This window comes from Gottfriedia acidiceleris (genome assembly GCF_023115465.1).
GTDB classification, from domain to species: domain Bacteria; phylum Bacillota; class Bacilli; order Bacillales; family Bacillaceae_G; genus Gottfriedia; species Gottfriedia acidiceleris_B.
Map to the genome: position 1 here is coordinate 758,754 of NZ_CP096034.1, position 16,356 is coordinate 775,109.

A 16,356-nucleotide genomic window follows, 5' to 3' on the forward strand; every position below is an offset into this window, starting at 1 on the left:
AAATGTTGATAAGGCAAATTGAATTATGTTTAATTGAACAGCCTCTAAAAGTACCTTTTAAAACAAGCTATGGTACATATGAAAAACGGGAAAGTATAATTGTTAAAATTTTAGATGTAAACGGAATATGCGGTTATGGAGAAGTCGTTGCTTTTTCAGAGCCTTGGTATACAGAGGAAACGATTCAAACAGCCCTTCATACTTTACAAGATTTCTTTATACCGATCTTATTAAAAAAGCAGTTTAATCATCCAAGTGAAGTTGCTACACAATTAAATCAATTTAAAGGCAATCAAATGGCTAAATCTGGGCTTGAAGGTGCATATTGGGATTTGTATAGTAAACTAAATTCAATCACTTTAGCAAAAGCTTTAGGGGGCAATAAGGCAGAGATACCAGTAGGGGTTGTAATTAGTATAGACGAGCCAATCAAAATGTTGAAACAAATTAGTGCATATATAAAAGAAGGCTATGAACGATTTAAAATTAAAGTTTCAAAGGAAAATGATTACGAAATTGTCTCAACTATAAGAAATAGCTATCCAACAATCCCTCTAATGATTGATGCCAATTCAGATTATTCGATTGAAGACATTCCGAAACTAAAAAAATTAGATGAATTTAATCTGTTAATGATTGAACAGCCCTTCGGCGAACGCCAATTCATCGAGCACGCTATCCTTCAAAAGGAAATTTCTACTCCAGTCTGCTTAGATGAAAGTATATGTTCCCTAGAAGATGTTCAAATTGCGTATGAATTAAACGCTTGCAAAATTATTACTGTAAAGCCTGGGAGAGTCGGGGGATTAACTAAATCAATTGAAATTCATGATTATTGTGTTGAAAAGAATATTCCAATTTGGGTCGGAGGCATGATTGAAACCGGGATTTCTAGAATTCAAAACGTTGCATTAGCATCTCTTCCTGGATTTACAATACCTGGAGATATTTCGGCCTCATCTAGACATTGGGAGCATGACCTCATTATTCCAGAGGTAGCTTTAATAAATGGAAAAGTTAAAGTACCAGTTGGCCTTGGTTTAGGGGTAGAAGTGGATGAAGAACGAATCAAAAGCATATCTAAAAAGATTTATAAATATACTTCTCAGCAGAAATAACCAAATAAAAAATACGATCAAATTAAACTTGTTATTCGTTTCAAGTTTCTTTGACCGTATCTTTTTTTGTTTCCTTATCTATTTTATCAGGTACAGGATCATATCCACCTGGATGTAGTGGGTGACACTTAAGTATTCTTTTAGTCGTTAAATAAGTTCCTTTAAGCGCACCATGGGTTTCTATTGCCTCTAGTCCATAACTAGAGCAAGTAGGATAGAATCTACATGATGGTGGCGTTGCAGGTGAAATCCATTTTTGATAAAATCTAATGATTCCAATTAAAATTTTATTCATATACAAACCTTTCGTCTGTTTAGAATTATTTCTCATCATGGTTATTTTTCATTTTTACGTCTTCTAGCTTATCGACTTTATGTTGTACACCATAGCCTTTATTTACAGTAAGAACGAAAGCACCGAATACAACAACGATAATTATTCCACTAACAATAAATACTCCAGTCATACAATATCCTCCTAAATAGTTATACTACTATGATATAGTATACTGTCCAATATGCAAGGCAATCAAATATTTTCATAAACTTTCAGGAATATTATTTCAATAATGATGAAACATTTTAATAGAAATAGTACAATGGAAAAATAAGTATGAATGTAGGAAGGTTAAAATGTACATATTTAAAGATTTTTACCATAATACAGTTGAATTATCGTTTGAGAAACATCCATTTTCACCCGATCCAAAACATGTTTGGGTTATTTGTAAATACAATGACCAATGGTTACTCACAGACCATCAAAGAAGAGGATACGAATTCCCAGGCGGAAAAGTCGAGGAAGGCGAATCACCTGAAGAAGCAGCTAAACGTGAAGTTTTAGAAGAAACAGGTGGAAATGTATCTAAAATTAATTATCTAGGTCAATACCGCGTTACAGGTAAGGATAAAATTATCATAAAAAATATTTATTTTGCCGAAATAGGAGAACTTTTGACACAAAAGCACTATTTTGAAACAAACGGCCCTGTACTGTTAGACGAATTTCCACCAAACATAAAAAAAGATCGCCGATTTAGTTTTATCATGCGTGACGAAGTATTTTCACAAAGTTTAAGTTACTTGAATACTAAAAATAGCTCACTTTTATAAGGTGAGCTTTTTTAGAGTTTCATGAGTGAATAAAACAGCGATAAAAAAATAGATTCCTCATTAGGGGTTCATGAGAAAGTAAGAAAGCTCAATAAGAAAGAAAGGTTACTCATAAAAGGTTCATGTGTAAGATAAAAATTGCATGAAAAAAAGCTCACTATATTAAGCGAGCTTTGACTCATATTACACCAAATTATTTCTTTATTGTTTTTCTCTCAATATATTCAACAATAATATACATCAAAGCAGCACATACACTTATGATTAATACACTCATTAGAACAAGAGTGAAATTAAATACTTGGAAGCCATAAACGATTAAATAGCCAAGTCCGTTTTTTGAAACTAAGAACTCTCCGACAATCACTCCTACCCAAGCTAATCCTACATTTACTTTTAATGTTGATATGACGGTAGGTATACTAGCAGGAAAGATGACATTTTTAAAGATTTGAGTTTTTGTAGCTCCAAAACTTTTAATCACTTTTACATAATTTTCATCTACCTGTAAGAAGGCTTGATAAATAACAAGTGCTGTTATGACAAAACTTATTATGATCCCCATGGCAATAATGGACGAATATGAGGGGCCAAAAATTACAATGATGATTGGTCCAAGCGCGACTTTTGGCATGGCATTAAAGACTACTAAAAATGGATCAAGTACCTTTGAGGCAAATGGATACCACCAAAGAATGATTGCTAGAATGACCCCGATAATTGTTCCTAAAATAAATCCAACGAGTGTTTCAGTGATTGTAGTCATAGCATCATGATAAACGGATCCATCTCCCAATTTTGCGATGAGTAAATCGTAAATTTTAGTAGGTGAACTAAACAATAATGGATCAATTATTTTTCGATGACTTAAAAGCTCCCAAGCTATAAAAAAGATAATAATAATTACTAGTTGGAAGAAGAAAATGAGTAGCTTTTTACGGCGATTTTTTTTGACGATACTGGCGTGATAGGATTTTAGTTCGTCATTTACTTTATCCACGTTTCTCCAACTCCTTCCAAATCGCAGAAACATAAGAAGAAAAGAGTGATTGGTGTCGTGTTTCAAAAGGAGAGCGAATACATAATTCTTCTGGTAAACTGAAAATTTTTGATATTTTTGTAGGAGCATTTGTTAATGTAATAACCCGATCACACATAGCTACCGCTTCTTCAATATCGTGAGTTACTAAGATAGCAGTAGTATTTAACTTCTTAAATAAGTTGAAAACTAATTCTTCAAGCTTTACTTTATTTTGATAGTCTAGAGCGGAAAATGGTTCATCTAATAATACAATTGAAGGGCTTGTAGAAAGAGTTCTCACTAATGCAACGCGTTGTCTCATCCCACCTGATAATTCTCTTGGGTACGCATTTTCATAATCCTTTAATCCAACTTCATTTAGCAATTCTACCGTTCGATTTTTATTTTCTTCGGTATCCTTATCTAGAATCTGAAGACCTAGGAAAACATTTTCTTTAATTGTTTTCCAAGGGAATAAATAGTCATGCTGAAGCATGTAACCAATTTCTCCCGATTTTATATCATAAGGCTTACCTTTAAACTTTACTGAACCGTCATATGGTGTAAGCAATGAAGAAATGATTGATAAAAGTGTGCTTTTTCCACAGCCACTTGGACCTAATACAGATACAAATTCTCCTTTTTCAACTTCAAACGTTAAGCCATCCAATATTTTAATTGCCTTTTCTTTCGATAAAAATACATGAGAAATATCATTAACTGTTAGATAACTCATTTTTTTACCAACTACTTCTCCGTAGATTTTTCGGCAAATTTTGTATCAACTAAAACTGAGTGTGGAACTTCTTTTGGTAATACACCAGAGTTCTTCATAATCTTTTGAAGATTATTCCACTCATCTTCTTCTAATATTGGATTTGTTGAATAAGAACTTTGAGACTTATAACGATCAATAACTTTTATTGAAATGTCTAAAGGAGTATCTTTAAAGAATGGTGCAACACTTTTTGCAATCTCTTCTGCTGAATGAGTATCAACCCATTGTTCTGCTTCATAAATTGCATCTGTAAACTTTTGAGCTGTTTTCGCATTCTTCTTCAAATAACTTTCTTTTGCTATAAAAGCAGTATAAGGAACTTTTCCAGACTCCAAGCCGAATGAAGCAACGATTTTACCTCTTCCTTCTTTTTCCATAATACTTGCTGTAGGTTCAAACAATTGAACATACTCTCCAGTACCTGAAGCATATGCATTCGCGATATTTGCGAAGTCAATATTCTGAATAAGGTTCAAATCTTTATGTGGATCAATCCCATGTTTACTTAGGACATATTCGCCAACCATTTGTGGCATTCCACCTTTTCTTTGACCTAAAAATGTTTTGTCTCTTAGTTGATCCCAATTAAATGGTACAGTTTGATTTCTAGCTACTAGAAATGTTCCATCAGTTTGAGTCAATTGGGCAAAGCTTTTTACTGGGTCATTTGCACCTTGTGCGTATACATATATAGTTGTTTCTGGCCCAACTAATCCTATATCTGCGCCGTTTGACAATACAGCAGTCATAGTCTTATCTCCACCAGCAGTAGTTGTTATTTCAACATCCAAACCATGCTTTTTGAAGATTCCTTCACTAATGGCCACATATTGAGGTGCATAAAATAATGAATGCGTTACTTCTGCAACCCTAACCTTTGTGGTACCATCTTTAGGTTTATCTTTCGAACATGCACCTAAAATAGAAGCAACTAATAAAAACAAAATAACGAGCCATTTGATTTTCATTTAATCCCTCCTAATCGAAAATATACAATTAGCCTATGCAATAGGAGAAAATGGGTGAATGCGGAGTATTCTGTGCTAAAATCGCTCGGTTAGATCAGTTATCAAAGAAAAACCTCTCTTACTTCCTTTTTTAGGAAATGAGAGAGGTTTTTATCTATTCTTTGAAAAATATTGTCGAGTATCTTCACGTATTTCGTTAGGTAAAACACTTTCTAATTCTTTGTTTAACCATGAAAGTGTTTTACTGCGTAAATACTCATGCATTTTTTCTTCGGCAGAGAGCATGACTAAATTGATCGTGCAGGTGGCACTTGGGGTACAACCTTTTTCTCTAAAAAGATAGCCGTTATCTTTAATATTTTTACATTGAAATATAGGCTTAGAACCTTCAATTGCTTCAATTACATCCCAAAAAGAAATTTCATCTGGAGATTTAGCTAGTTTAAAACCACCTTTAACTCCTGGAACTGAACTGACAATACCGGCCTTAGAAAGTTTACTAAAAATCTTTGAAAGATATGTATCTGAAACACCTTGAAAGAAGGATAGGTCTTTTATTCCAATCGGAGAATCTTCAGGAGTGTCAATAAGATAAACAAGGCAGTGAAGTGCATACTCAACTCCAACGCTATACTGCATTAAAACACCTTCTTCATACATGAGATTATTTTTAATTAATCTTAGAAATGTTTTAATTTTTTGTCAAACATTTACTTTTAGGAGCAATTCAAAGTTAAAAGAAGTTTGACATTATGAAATAAACACCTTATTATAGATGATATAAATCGGCGATTGATATTGTCGTTAATTTATTCTTTCCAAAACTACAATTAATTATGTTTAGAATTAACTTTTTTAGGGGGAATTAAAATGGAAAAACAAATTAATTATTCAAAATTAGCGCCAGAAGCACTTAAAATAATGTTAGAAATGGAAAAGTATATTAAATCAACAGGGATAGACCATAAAATTCGTGAACTTATTAAAATTCGCGCTTCACAAATAAATGGTTGTGCATTTTGCCTTGACATGCATACTTCTGAAGCGAGAGAAATAGGAGAAACGGAACAGCGTTTATACTGTATTAGTGCATGGAGAGATTGTGATTTTTACACAGATGCAGAAAAAGTAGCTTTAGAGTTAACTGAGTATATAACACAAATTTCGAATAAAGGTGTATCTGAAGAACTATATAATCGTGTAAGTAAGCACTTTAGTGAAGAAGAATATGTCAATCTTGTATTTATTATCAATCAAATTAACAGTTGGAATCGCATTTCTATTTCTATGGGGAATAGACCAGCTGAAAAGTAAGAACCTAATAAAATTAAAAAAATAAAAAATGAGCCGAAGATTGGCTCATTTTTTTAATATAATTTTTTCATCTATTGTCATATTTGAAGTAGCTATAGTACTAAAGAGATTAAAAACTGCTCTTCCATTAATGATTTCAAATACTTGATTATGATTTATTTCTTCAATATCGATACAAATATTGATTGGCTTTTTTAGGAAGTTTTATTTCTATTCGACCATTTTTTATATCGTTTTTATAATGTTCTGGTACTGAAACGACCAAATCATATTCATCTCCATAAAGTAATTGATTGTCAGAATTTTTTATCTCAAATTATCTTTTGGATAAAGATTCAATATACGGCTCATTTTCTTTAAAAGATAGTGAATCTTGCTTATCTAAATTTTAAAAATAAAAAGGGGCTGCCAAAAGTCATAAATCTCGACTTTGGACAGCCCTTACATTTTACTTTATTAGATTATTTTAAAGGTCCACCAAGTTCAGCTAATTGAGCATCAAAGCCTTCAAATTTTTTGAAGTTTTCTTTGAATTTAGTTACTAATTCAAGAGCTTTTTGATCATAAGATGATTTGTCTTCCCAAGTTGTTGAAGGAACTAATACGCTATCAGGTACACCAGGTACATGAGTTGGAATTGCTAAACCGAAAAACTCATCTTGTGTAGTCTCAATATTGTTTAAATCACCTTCAAGTGCAGCATGAACCATTGCTCTTGTGTAAGAAAGATTCATACGTTTACCAACGCCGTATTCTCCACCAGTCCAACCAGTGTTTACTAAGAATACATTTACATTATGTTTTTCAATTTTTTCACCAAGCATTTTTGCATATTCTACAGCTGGAAGCGGTAAGAATGGTGATCCGAAACATGTTGAGAATGTTACTTGTGGAGAAGTAACACCACGTTCAGTACCTGCTAATTTACTAGTAAATCCACTTAAGAAGTGGTACATAGCTTGCTCTTTTGTTAATTTACTGATTGGAGGTAATACTCCAAATGCATCAGCAGTTAAAAAGATAATTGCATGCGGATGTCCAGCAACGCTTGGCTCAATGATATTTTGAATTGCTTGCATTGGGTATGCAGCACGAGTATTTTCTGTTAAAGTTGTATCATCATAGTCAGCTAAACGGCTATCAGATTTAACAACTACATTTTCTAAAACTGTACCAAATTTAATTGCAGAGAAAATTTGAGGCTCTTTTTCAAATGTTAAATTGATACATTTAGCATAGCATCCGCCTTCAATATTGAACACACCATTATCTGACCAACCGTGCTCGTCATCACCGATTAGCTTACGGTCTGCATCTGCAGATAATGTAGTTTTACCAGTACCTGAAAGTCCAAAGAATAATGCTACATCGCCTTCGCTACCAACGTTAGCAGAACAGTGCATTGGTAAAACATTATTTTGTGGTAATAGGAAATTCATGATTGAGAAAATGGATTTTTTCATTTCTCCAGCATATTCCGTACCACCAATTAAGATAATTTTCTTTTCAAATGATACAATAACAAATGCCTCTGAATTTGTTCCATCAACTACAGGGTCTGCTTTAAATGTCGGAGCTGAAACAATTGTAAACTCTGCTTCATGAGTTTGAAGCTCTTGCTCAGTTGGGCGAATAAATAATTGATGAGCAAATAAGTTGTGCCATGCAAATTCGTTAATTACTTGGATAGGTAAACGATACTCCGTATCAGCACCAGCAAATCCTTTAAATAAGAATAATTCGTTACGATCTTTTAAGTAGTTAAGTACTTTGCTATATAATTTTTCGAATACGTCAGCAGAGATTGGTTGATTTACTGAACCCCAATCGATTAAACTTTCAACAGATGCCTCTTTAACAATAAATTTATCTTTAGGTGAACGTCCAGTATATTTGCCTGTTGAAACGCTAACTGCTCCTGTTGACGTTAAAATTCCTTCTTGTCTTGTTAGGACTTTTTCAACTAACTCAGAAACGCTTAGTTGGTTATACACTTGATTACTAGTAAGTAATTCGTTTAATTCAAAGTTTACATCAACTGTCTTCATATACTAATACCATCCTTTAAATATAATTTGTCTGCCATGTAGGTATCTCGATAAATAGTATAACACATTTATTTTAATAGTGTATACTATTAGTTGGCAAAATGTGTTATGAATTTGATTAAAAAATAAATTTGAGTAAAATTTACTTATTAAATGAAGTAAGTTATTTAAATGTAAGTAATAATTAGTAATTTCCAATTAAATAGAAATGAATGTAGAGATAAAGCTATTGTAGAATTATGTCTAAGTTGTGATGAAAATTGTTGACAAGAAAGTGAAATTTTAATATGATACTTTTCATACGGATACTCTCTTATCCCGAGTAGGTGGAGGGATACAGGCCCTACGAAGCCCAGCAACCTCACTTTTAGTGAAAGGTGCTGAACCTGATGCAAGACTTTTTTTATGTCTTGGACGATAAGAGCGAAAGGCAAATAACCAAGAACCCTTTCCTCATGTAATAGTTGATAAGAGGAAGGCTTTTTTTTTGCTCAAAACTTAAATACAGTGGCAATTTCGTAATTTACACTGAGTTATCTTTATCTTAAATGGGAAACATAGGAATAGGAACAAACTTTTTATTCTTATGTTGAGAAAAAAGAGATCCGTCAATTCAATTTAGGAGGGGACTCAATGTCACAACGTCGTTTATTTACTTCAGAATCAGTTACAGAAGGTCATCCAGATAAAATCTGTGACCAAATCTCAGATTCAATTCTTGATGCAATTTTAGCAAATGATCCGAATGCTCGTGTAGCAGCGGAAACTTCAGTTACAACAGGTTTAGTACTTGTTGCAGGTGAAATTACAACTTCTACTTATGTAGATATACCAAAAATCGTTCGCGAAACAATCCGTGAAATCGGTTATGACCGTGCAAAATACGGATTCGATGCAGATACATGTGCAGTTTTAACTTCTATCGATGAGCAATCAGCAGATATCGCTCTAGGTGTAGATCAAGCGTTAGAAGCTCGTGAAGGTAGCATGACAGATGAAGAAATTGAAGCAATCGGTGCAGGAGACCAAGGTTTAATGTTCGGTTTTGCTGTTAATGAAACACCTGAATTAATGCCACTTCCAATTTCGTTATCTCACAAAATTGCTCGCCGTTTAACTGAAGTTAGAAAAAATGAAACAGTTTCTTACTTACGTCCAGACGGTAAAACTCAAGTAACAGTTGAGTATGATGAAAACAATAAACCAGTTCGTATTGATGCAATTGTTATATCAACACAACATGGTCCAGAAGCTACTCAAGCTCAAATTGAAAATGATATGAAAGAACTTGTAATTAAACCAGTTGTACCAGCTGAGTTAATTGATGAAAACACAAAATTCTTTATCAACCCAACAGGTCGTTTCGTAATTGGTGGACCTCAAGGGGATGCTGGTTTAACAGGTCGTAAAATTATTGTTGATACTTACGGTGGATATGCTCGTCACGGTGGTGGCGCATTCTCTGGTAAAGATGCAACTAAAGTTGACCGTTCTGCTGCTTACGCTGCACGTTACGTTGCGAAAAACATTGTAGCTGCTGGCTTAGCTGATAAAGCTGAAGTTCAATTAGCATATGCAATTGGTGTAGCTAAACCAGTTTCAATCGCTATTGATACTTTTGGTACAGGTAAAGTTTCAGAAGAAAAATTAGTTGAAGTAATTCGCAACAACTTTGACCTACGTCCAGCTGGAATTATTAAAATGCTTGACCTACGTCGTCCAATTTACAAACAAACTGCTGCTTATGGTCACTTTGGCCGTACAGATATCGATCTTCCTTGGGAGCGTACTGATAAAGCAGAAGTTTTAAAAACTGAAGCAGGTCTATAATAAAATGATTAAGGCTGAATATGGCATATGCTATATTCAGTCTTTTTTTTAGTTAGAATCACACTGTTTTATTCTACATATAGGTATACTTAAAAATATTTTTCATAGGTTTAAATGACTAAATTAAAGTTTGTAATGGAGGAACCTATGAAGGCGATTATATGTACAAAATATGGTCCACCAGAAGTTCTTCAATTAACAGAAGTTGAAAAACCAAAAATAAAAGATGATGAGGTATTAATTAAAATACATGCAACAACTGTAACCGCAGGAGATGTAAAACTTCGAAGCTCCGATTTTCCTTTTATGTATTGGCTGCCTTCACGCCTTATGTTTGGATTTACTAAGCCGAAAAATCAAATACCAGGTTGTGAGCTTGCAGGAGAAATAGTCACAGTTGGCAAAAACGTAAGAAATTTTAAAACAGGTGATCAAGTTTTTGGATATAGTGGATTTACTTTTGGAGCTAATGCTGAATATATCTCTTTACATGAGGAAAGTGTTCTGGCTAAAAAACCAAAAAATATGTCATTTGAACAAGCAGCAGCTATTCCTGTCGGAGCGCTTACTGCGTTACACTTTCTAAGGAGAAGTATTATTCAAAATGGACAAAAAGTACTTATTTATGGTGCTTCAGGAAGTGTTGGAACATATGCAATTCAGCTAGCTAAATATTTTGGTACAGAAGTTACCGCATTATGTAGTACATCAAACGTAGAATTGGTAAAGGCTTTAGGGGCAGATGAAGTAATCGATTATACAAATGAAGATCTAGCTAAGAGTAAGAATACTTATGATATTATTTTTGATACGGTAGGTAAAAGTTCCTTTTCTAATTGTAAAAGATTGCTTAACAAAGATGGCGTCTATTTATTAAGTGCTGTATGGAAGCTTTCAGTTTATTTTCAAGCTATATGGAGTAATTTGATTAGTAATAAAAAAGCCATATTTGGTGTAGCAAATATGAACTATGAAGATCTAAACTATATAAAAGCACTAATTGAAGCAGATAAATTAAAAGCTGTTATTGATCGAGAATACCCGCTTGAACAAATTGTTGAAGCACATCGTTACGTAGAAAAAGGCCATAAGAAGGGGAATGTCGTTATTAACATTCGAGGGAGTTCAGACTGTTAACAAATACCTTTATTTCTCCGCCTCTATGTACTGTGCTTTTTATCTTTGTAGTTATTCTTACGTCTCGGAATTTAAGCGAACTTTTTTATCTGCACAAAGAAATCCCTCAAAATGACCTTTTGAGGGATTTCTTTTATAGATTTTCGTTTTGCTGTCTAATTTCTTCTCCAGCTAATATTATATTGGCTGTTTCAATTTTACGATGCTCATCCACGGAGTGACCTGGATCGAGATTATTAAGGTCTGCTTGAATTTTCATTTGCTCTTCGTTTATGAGGGGCTTATTTTTTTTGCTCAATTTTATTACCTCCATATATAGTAGAAAGTCAATGAAACTCTCGTTGTTTTAGTCTTAACGAATTGACTAACTTCATTCAAATTTATAGAAGTAATTGATTTACTTGCTTAATTCACTTATTAATTTTTTAAAGGTAAGAAAAGCAGGCTTAATAGTATAATCGTCCTTCATAATTCCAAATTGATGAAAAAGGTCTTCTTTTGAACTATCAGCATCCCTTAAACCAAAAAATTCATAATGAGTAATATTTAATTCCTGGCGCAGTGAATAAACTATTCGAATAATTACCTCAAGTACAATCGATTGTTGCTCATATGACCTTTCGATTTGTATAAATGGATTTTTGCCGGTAGGCCATCCATTCTCTGTAATGTGTATTGGAAGAGAGGAAGGGAAACCATTATTATTCAAAGTTTCTCGAAATTTACGTAGTATGTTTTCTACTGAAACAGCAACTTCCTCAATTTTTAATGGTTCCTCAAATACATCCACATAAAAATTATGTCCTACATAATCAATTGAGTGAAAGAGTTCATCCCCACCAATTTTTATTAGATTTTCCCAAAAATATGGAATTGTCTTTTCTCCCTCAGGAACCGATCCAAATCCAACTTTAATAGGTAAATTGCTTTTTTTAATTTCTTCTTTTACAGTTAGAACGCCTTGTACGAGCGCTTCTAATACATATGGTTTGGAGCCATCCATAAATGATAAATTAGGCTCATTCGTGATTTGAATTGAATCTAGGAAGGTGCCATACTCTTTAATTACATTACGAACAAAATTTAACCAATAATTTAGAGATAGACTTGGATCCATGAGGCAGCCAATTGTTAAATCACCTAATAAACCTGCGTTTTTATATTGATTTAGAGCGTTAAATACTTTTTCTTCTGTTTCAGGTCCCATATAGACAGCATACATTCTTGGTAAAAACTGAGTATTCCCCTGTAGCTCTTTAAGTGCAGAAGCTATTTTTTCATAATTATCTTCAGGACCAGTAGCTAATCCTATAGGTGTACCAGCTACGCTGAGGGGATAGATACCAAAAGTTAATCCAGTTGAATTCATCTACACCACTCCTTTAGTTAAGATAGTAAATATTTATTTACTTGTTGAAATGGTTTAACTTATAAAATTATGATATTATCAAATTAATTCTGGATAAATAATAAACTTTTATTTACTATATGTCAATTTAGAAATTTTTTCCTAGAAAGGTTTGAAATAAAATGAATTCAAATCCAAATCAAATCGCAGAGAAGTTTATCCAACTACTTCCTCTAGTTTTTAATAAGTTTAACAAGACGGGCTCGAAAAATTCTTTAAAGAATAAGAAGTCCGAGCTAACGCATTTACAAAGTCATATACTAGATGAATTGTTTCAAACAGTTGATGGAATATCAATTACAGAGCTAGCTCAAAATATAAGCATTTCTAAGCAACAAATGACTCCGTTAATTATGAAATTAGAAGAAAAAGAATATGTATCTAAAATTCAAGATCCGAATGATAAACGAAGTGTAATAATTATACTTACTGAAAAAGGAAAAAAAGTTGTCACAAAACGCTGGGAAGATTTTTATCATTTTTTTTGTGAACGGATCGGTCAACTTGATGAAGAAGACTTGCTTGATTTAGACTACTCAATGCATAAGATAATAAGAATACTTGGGAAATTAGACTAGATAGTATATGAAAGGGAGGTATCCCGATTCGTTTTTGTTAAATTATAGAAATCCTTGAACATTACTTACTAATCGTATATTATGTTTTTATATAACAACATACAAAAATGTATAACCTCATTGATATGGTATGAGGGTCTCTACCAGGAACCGTAAAATCCTGATTACGAAAAAGAATGTAATTTTATTTACATCCTTCTTCGTAATCAGGATTTTTTTTATTTTCACACAATTATGAAAGAGACTAGGGAGGAAAAATAATGAAAACAGTTTATATAAATGCTACTTTTTTTACAATGGATCAAGAAAATAAAATCTTTGAAAACGGTATGATGATCGTTCAAGATCAAATCATTACTTATGTCGGAAATCATTCTGAAATGTTAATGAAGGATGTAGATCAAGTAGTTAATCTGCAAGGGAAATGGGTAATGCCAGGACTTGTAAATACACATTCTCATATTCTTATGACGCTTTTACGTGGTATTGGAGATGACATGCTACTAAAGCCTTGGTTAGAAACTAAAATATGGCCAATTGAAAGACAATATACTACGGAAATTGCTTCTATAAGCGCACAGCTTGGTATTTTAGAAATGGTTAAATCGGGAACTACATCATTCTCAGATATGTTTAACCCTAATGGAATCGATCCAAATGTTGTCATTGAGACAATTGGTGAAACTGGAATTAGAGGAGCATTTTCATATTCAATATTTAGCTTTGGAACAGAAGAAGAGCAAAGATTGAATCTTAAAGGTGCTGAGCAATTTTCAAAGGACTATAAAAAGTTCGCTGATGGCCGTCTAACAACGATGGTTGCACCTCATAGTCCTTATGCATGTACACCAGAAGCTCTAATTGAAAGTGCGCGTATTGCAAAAGAAAATGATTTAATGGTGCACATTCATGTATCTGAAACAGATTTTGAAATTCAAGATATTGAAACACGTTATTCAAACCGACCTGTAGAACATCTTCGCAAATTAGGTGTATTTAATCAACCGACAGTAATGGCTCACGGTGTAGTTCTAAATGTTGAAGAAAGAGCGATCCTAAAAGAATATGATGTTCGTGTTGCTCATAATCCAATTAGTAATTTAAAGTTAGGTTCTGGGGTTGCTGATGTGGTTAGTTTATTAGACGCCGGAGTAAAAGTAGGTATAGCTACAGATAGCACAGCATCTAATAACAATCTTGACATGTTTGAAGAAGTGAGAATAGCAGCACTGCTACAAAAAGGAATGTATAAAGATGCTACGAAATTCTCAGCACAAACTGCATTAACTTTGGCTACTCGAGGTGGCGCGGAAGCTATAGGAATGGGACATACTGGCTCACTTGAAGTTAATAAAAAGGCAGACTTTATTACAATTTATCCATTCGATAAAGAGCATTTACAACCATTAAGTAATGCCTATTCACACTTACTATACGCTGCACGTGGTAGCGATGTATGTGATGTTTTCGTTGATGGAAAAGCAATTGTAAAAGACCGTATTAGTTTAACAATTGATGAAGAAAAAGTAATCGCAGAAGTTAACCGATTACAGAGTAGATTTGCTTAAAAAGCAAGTATACAAAGAAGAGCAGGAAAAGGATTGTCCTGCTCTTTCTAGTTTAAAAATATCGTTCATTGATGATTTTTATATGATGTAACTCGTGGCCTGCAATAATATAAGCAATAGCTCGTGGTGTCGTTGGGTGATTTAGAACATTTCCTTCATTTTCTAATGTTTCATTAGATAAGTTTTCTAGAAGAGATAAAGTCGCTTGACGAACAGTTTGATATTCATAAATAATTTGCTCTAGCTCAAGTTGATTAAAATTTGCATTTTCATTATAGGCATTCTCATCAAAAGATGGTAAAGGATTATGATCCCCTCTTGCAATTGCCAAAAGACGATAGCACATTATTCTTTCAGTATCTACTAAATGTCCAAGAACTTCCTTAATACTCCATTTACCTTCCGCATATCGATATTCGGATTTTTCTTTCGAGATTGATTTAAATAAGTTCATTGATTCCTCTAATTGCTTCTTCAAAATAGTTTGTAAGTCCCCTTCAGGTACTAGCTCAATATAACCTTTAAAGTGTGAATTATATTCGTTTGAATTTGGTCTGGACATCAATTAATCACTCCAAAGTTTTTATTTAAGAATCAAAGAGTAAGTAGTACAATAAAGAAATTATAACTAATGGTAAAATTTTGTAAATAGAAGTTTGAAAAATAAAAATATTAATGTTGATTAATATGAATATTCAGCTGAAGCAATTTAATAGAAGCAGACGGTAGTAAAATCCTACATGAAGTAGTCAACCAATTATCAAATGATTCAATTCTATGTATTTTTCATACACTTGTCGCAAATCAAATATCGTTAAAGGGAAAACAAAGTTTACTAAAGACTATTGAAGTTATTAGTAAAAATAGAGATGTGTTTCATCTATATAACAATATTTGGGATCGGATGCTACATCTTGACTATTATATTAATGGGATAAAGCATGAAAAAGTAATTGGTGAAAAAGAAGGTCACGGGAAATGGTTTGAATGGAGAATTTAGTAAAAACATTAATAAATAGCAATGAAATGAGGGAGAAAATGGAGATCAAAGGGATCAATCATTTGTTGTATTCAGTATCTAACCTTGAAAGAGCAATCGATTTTTATAAAAACGTATTTGATGCAACTCTTTTAGTGAAAGGTAAAACAACAGCATATTTTGATTTAAATGGAATATGGCTCGCTTTAAATTTAGAGGAGGATATACCTAGAAATGAAATTCATCATTCATATACCCATATGGCTTTTACAATAGACGAAGACTCCTTTGAAAAAATGTATAATAAATTAGTTAAACTTAAGGTAAATATATTGAATGGTCGTGACAGAGATATTCGAGATAAAAATTCAATTTATTTTACTGATCTAGATGGACATAAATTCGAATTTCATACTGGTACTATGCGAGATCGGATTGAATATTATAAGCAAACAAAGCCACATATGGATTTTTATATTTAGTTGTTGGATAGAAA

19 protein-coding genes and 2 riboswitches are annotated in these 16,356 nt (G+C 32.9%); of the genes, 9 read left to right on the forward strand and 10 right to left on the reverse strand.

Annotated elements, in window-relative coordinates:
- The first annotated feature begins 2 nt into the window (after positions 1-2).
- Positions 3-1,118, forward strand: a complete 1,116-nt coding sequence (gene menC, locus MY490_RS03585) for an o-succinylbenzoate synthase (protein WP_248268012.1) — start codon at positions 3-5, stop codon at positions 1,116-1,118.
- 40 nt (positions 1,119-1,158) lie between these two features.
- On the opposite strand, the gene yidD is transcribed toward menC, so the two are convergent.
- Both yidD and ytzI read right to left on the reverse strand, forming a co-directional pair.
- On the reverse strand, positions 1,159-1,413 hold the full coding sequence (yidD, locus tag MY490_RS03590) for a membrane protein insertion efficiency factor YidD (protein ID WP_248268013.1): 255 nt from the start codon (positions 1,411-1,413) through the stop codon (positions 1,159-1,161).
- Between the two features lie 25 nt (positions 1,414-1,438).
- On the reverse strand, positions 1,439-1,585 hold the full coding sequence (ytzI, locus tag MY490_RS03595) for a YtzI protein (protein WP_097979312.1): 147 nt from the start codon (positions 1,583-1,585) through the stop codon (positions 1,439-1,441).
- 166 nt (positions 1,586-1,751) lie between these two features.
- Here ytzI and ytkD point away from each other — a divergent pair, with 166 nt between their 5' ends.
- Positions 1,752-2,231 carry an RNA deprotection pyrophosphohydrolase gene (gene ytkD, locus MY490_RS03600; protein WP_248268014.1) on the forward strand — a complete coding sequence of 160 codons (480 nt, stop codon included), beginning with the start codon at positions 1,752-1,754 and terminating at the stop codon, positions 2,229-2,231.
- A gap of 193 nt (positions 2,232-2,424) precedes the next feature.
- On the opposite strand, the gene MY490_RS03605 is transcribed toward ytkD, so the two are convergent.
- The 4 genes from MY490_RS03605 to MY490_RS03620 all read right to left on the reverse strand — a co-directional run bounded on the left by MY490_RS03605 (position 2,425) and on the right by MY490_RS03620 (position 5,637).
- Positions 2,425-3,231 (reverse strand): ABC transporter permease, encoded by an 807-nt coding sequence (locus MY490_RS03605; RefSeq protein ID WP_248268015.1) that lies wholly within the window; start codon positions 3,229-3,231, stop codon positions 2,425-2,427.
- A complete protein-coding gene (locus MY490_RS03610; protein WP_248268016.1) occupies positions 3,224-3,988 on the reverse strand; it encodes an ABC transporter ATP-binding protein in 765 nt (254 codons plus the stop codon). Before MY490_RS03610 ends, MY490_RS03605 begins: the two co-directional genes overlap by 8 nt.
- 11 nt (positions 3,989-3,999) lie before the next feature.
- The gene (locus tag MY490_RS03615; protein WP_432707061.1) at positions 4,000-4,992 is read right to left on the reverse strand and encodes an ABC transporter substrate-binding protein; all 993 of its coding nucleotides are present in this window, start codon (positions 4,990-4,992) and stop codon (positions 4,000-4,002) included.
- 156 nt (positions 4,993-5,148) lie between these two features.
- Positions 5,149-5,637 carry an RrF2 family transcriptional regulator gene (locus tag MY490_RS03620; RefSeq protein ID WP_248268018.1) on the reverse strand — a complete coding sequence of 163 codons (489 nt, stop codon included), beginning with the start codon at positions 5,635-5,637 and terminating at the stop codon, positions 5,149-5,151.
- Positions 5,638-5,868: 231 nt separating this feature from the next.
- On the opposite strand from MY490_RS03620, the gene MY490_RS03625 reads away from it, so the two are divergent.
- Positions 5,869-6,312 (forward strand): carboxymuconolactone decarboxylase family protein, encoded by a 444-nt coding sequence (locus MY490_RS03625; protein WP_248268019.1) that lies wholly within the window; start codon positions 5,869-5,871, stop codon positions 6,310-6,312.
- 461 nt (positions 6,313-6,773) lie between these two features.
- On the opposite strand, the gene pckA is transcribed toward MY490_RS03625, so the two are convergent.
- Positions 6,774-8,360, reverse strand: a complete 1,587-nt coding sequence (pckA, locus tag MY490_RS03630; protein ID WP_248268020.1) for a phosphoenolpyruvate carboxykinase (ATP) — start codon at positions 8,358-8,360, stop codon at positions 6,774-6,776.
- A gap of 310 nt (positions 8,361-8,670) precedes the next feature.
- Positions 8,671-8,784, forward strand: a riboswitch (SAM riboswitch).
- Between the two features lie 209 nt (positions 8,785-8,993).
- Here pckA and metK point away from each other — a divergent pair.
- Both metK and MY490_RS03640 read left to right on the forward strand, forming a co-directional pair.
- Positions 8,994-10,190, forward strand: coding sequence for a methionine adenosyltransferase (gene metK / locus MY490_RS03635; protein ID WP_248268021.1), 1,197 nt, complete (start codon positions 8,994-8,996; stop codon positions 10,188-10,190).
- Positions 10,191-10,337: 147 nt separating this feature from the next.
- Entirely contained in the window at positions 10,338-11,327 is a 990-nt protein-coding gene (locus MY490_RS03640) for an NAD(P)-dependent alcohol dehydrogenase (protein WP_248268022.1), read from the forward strand.
- 133 nt (positions 11,328-11,460) lie between these two features.
- Here the strand turns inward: MY490_RS03640 and MY490_RS03645 are convergent, their stop codons facing one another.
- Entirely contained in the window at positions 11,461-11,625 is a 165-nt protein-coding gene (locus MY490_RS03645) for a hypothetical protein (RefSeq protein WP_167555368.1), read from the reverse strand.
- 99 nt (positions 11,626-11,724) lie between these two features.
- Entirely contained in the window at positions 11,725-12,696 is a 972-nt protein-coding gene (locus MY490_RS03650; RefSeq protein ID WP_248268023.1) for a hypothetical protein, read from the reverse strand.
- Between the two features lie 161 nt (positions 12,697-12,857).
- On the opposite strand from MY490_RS03650, the gene MY490_RS03655 reads away from it, so the two are divergent.
- Together MY490_RS03655 and MY490_RS03660 are read left to right on the forward strand one after the other, a co-directional pair.
- Positions 12,858-13,313 (forward strand): MarR family winged helix-turn-helix transcriptional regulator, encoded by a 456-nt coding sequence (locus tag MY490_RS03655; RefSeq protein WP_248268024.1) that lies wholly within the window; start codon positions 12,858-12,860, stop codon positions 13,311-13,313.
- A gap of 87 nt (positions 13,314-13,400) precedes the next feature.
- Positions 13,401-13,500: riboswitch (purine riboswitch) on the forward strand.
- A 73-nt stretch (positions 13,501-13,573) separates the two neighbouring features.
- Entirely contained in the window at positions 13,574-14,881 is a 1,308-nt protein-coding gene (locus MY490_RS03660; RefSeq protein ID WP_248268025.1) for an amidohydrolase family protein, read from the forward strand.
- Positions 14,882-14,933: 52 nt separating this feature from the next.
- Here MY490_RS03660 and MY490_RS03665 read toward each other — a convergent pair whose 3' ends face one another.
- Positions 14,934-15,443 (reverse strand): DinB family protein, encoded by a 510-nt coding sequence (locus MY490_RS03665; RefSeq protein ID WP_248268026.1) that lies wholly within the window; start codon positions 15,441-15,443, stop codon positions 14,934-14,936.
- 171 nt (positions 15,444-15,614) lie between these two features.
- On the opposite strand from MY490_RS03665, the gene MY490_RS22285 reads away from it, so the two are divergent.
- Both MY490_RS22285 and fosB read left to right on the forward strand, forming a co-directional pair.
- Complete coding sequence (locus MY490_RS22285) at positions 15,615-15,881, forward strand: DUF2332 family protein (protein WP_432707062.1); 267 nt, start codon at positions 15,615-15,617, stop codon at positions 15,879-15,881.
- Positions 15,882-15,919: 38 nt separating this feature from the next.
- Entirely contained in the window at positions 15,920-16,342 is a 423-nt protein-coding gene (fosB, locus tag MY490_RS03670) for a metallothiol transferase FosB (RefSeq protein WP_248269312.1), read from the forward strand.
- Positions 16,343-16,356: the final 14 nt, after the last annotated feature.

Excerpts from the sequence above, each read along its gene's own strand:
- fosB (WP_248269312.1), top strand. The coding sequence starts at position 15,920 with ATGGAGATCAAAGGGATCAATCATTTGTTGTATTCAGTATCTAACCTT.
- menC (WP_248268012.1), top strand. The coding sequence starts at position 3 with ATGTTGATAAGGCAAATTGAATTATGTTTAATTGAACAGCCTCTAAAA.
- ytkD (WP_248268014.1), top strand. The coding sequence starts at position 1,752 with ATGTACATATTTAAAGATTTTTACCATAATACAGTTGAATTATCGTTT.
- MY490_RS03665 (WP_248268026.1), bottom strand. The coding sequence starts at position 15,443 with ATGTCCAGACCAAATTCAAACGAATATAATTCACACTTTAAAGGTTAT.
- MY490_RS03655 (WP_248268024.1), top strand. The coding sequence starts at position 12,858 with ATGAATTCAAATCCAAATCAAATCGCAGAGAAGTTTATCCAACTACTT.
- MY490_RS03650 (WP_248268023.1), bottom strand. The coding sequence starts at position 12,696 with ATGAATTCAACTGGATTAACTTTTGGTATCTATCCCCTCAGCGTAGCT.
- metK (WP_248268021.1), top strand. The coding sequence starts at position 8,994 with ATGTCACAACGTCGTTTATTTACTTCAGAATCAGTTACAGAAGGTCAT.
- yidD (WP_248268013.1), bottom strand. The coding sequence starts at position 1,413 with ATGAATAAAATTTTAATTGGAATCATTAGATTTTATCAAAAATGGATT.
- MY490_RS03625 (WP_248268019.1), top strand. The coding sequence starts at position 5,869 with ATGGAAAAACAAATTAATTATTCAAAATTAGCGCCAGAAGCACTTAAA.
- MY490_RS03640 (WP_248268022.1), top strand. The coding sequence starts at position 10,338 with ATGAAGGCGATTATATGTACAAAATATGGTCCACCAGAAGTTCTTCAA.
- MY490_RS03660 (WP_248268025.1), top strand. The coding sequence starts at position 13,574 with ATGAAAACAGTTTATATAAATGCTACTTTTTTTACAATGGATCAAGAA.
- MY490_RS03610 (WP_248268016.1), bottom strand. The coding sequence starts at position 3,988 with ATGAGTTATCTAACAGTTAATGATATTTCTCATGTATTTTTATCGAAA.
- pckA (WP_248268020.1), bottom strand. The coding sequence starts at position 8,360 with ATGAAGACAGTTGATGTAAACTTTGAATTAAACGAATTACTTACTAGT.
- ytzI (WP_097979312.1), bottom strand. The coding sequence starts at position 1,585 with ATGACTGGAGTATTTATTGTTAGTGGAATAATTATCGTTGTTGTATTC.
- MY490_RS03620 (WP_248268018.1), bottom strand. The coding sequence starts at position 5,637 with ATGCAGTATAGCGTTGGAGTTGAGTATGCACTTCACTGCCTTGTTTAT.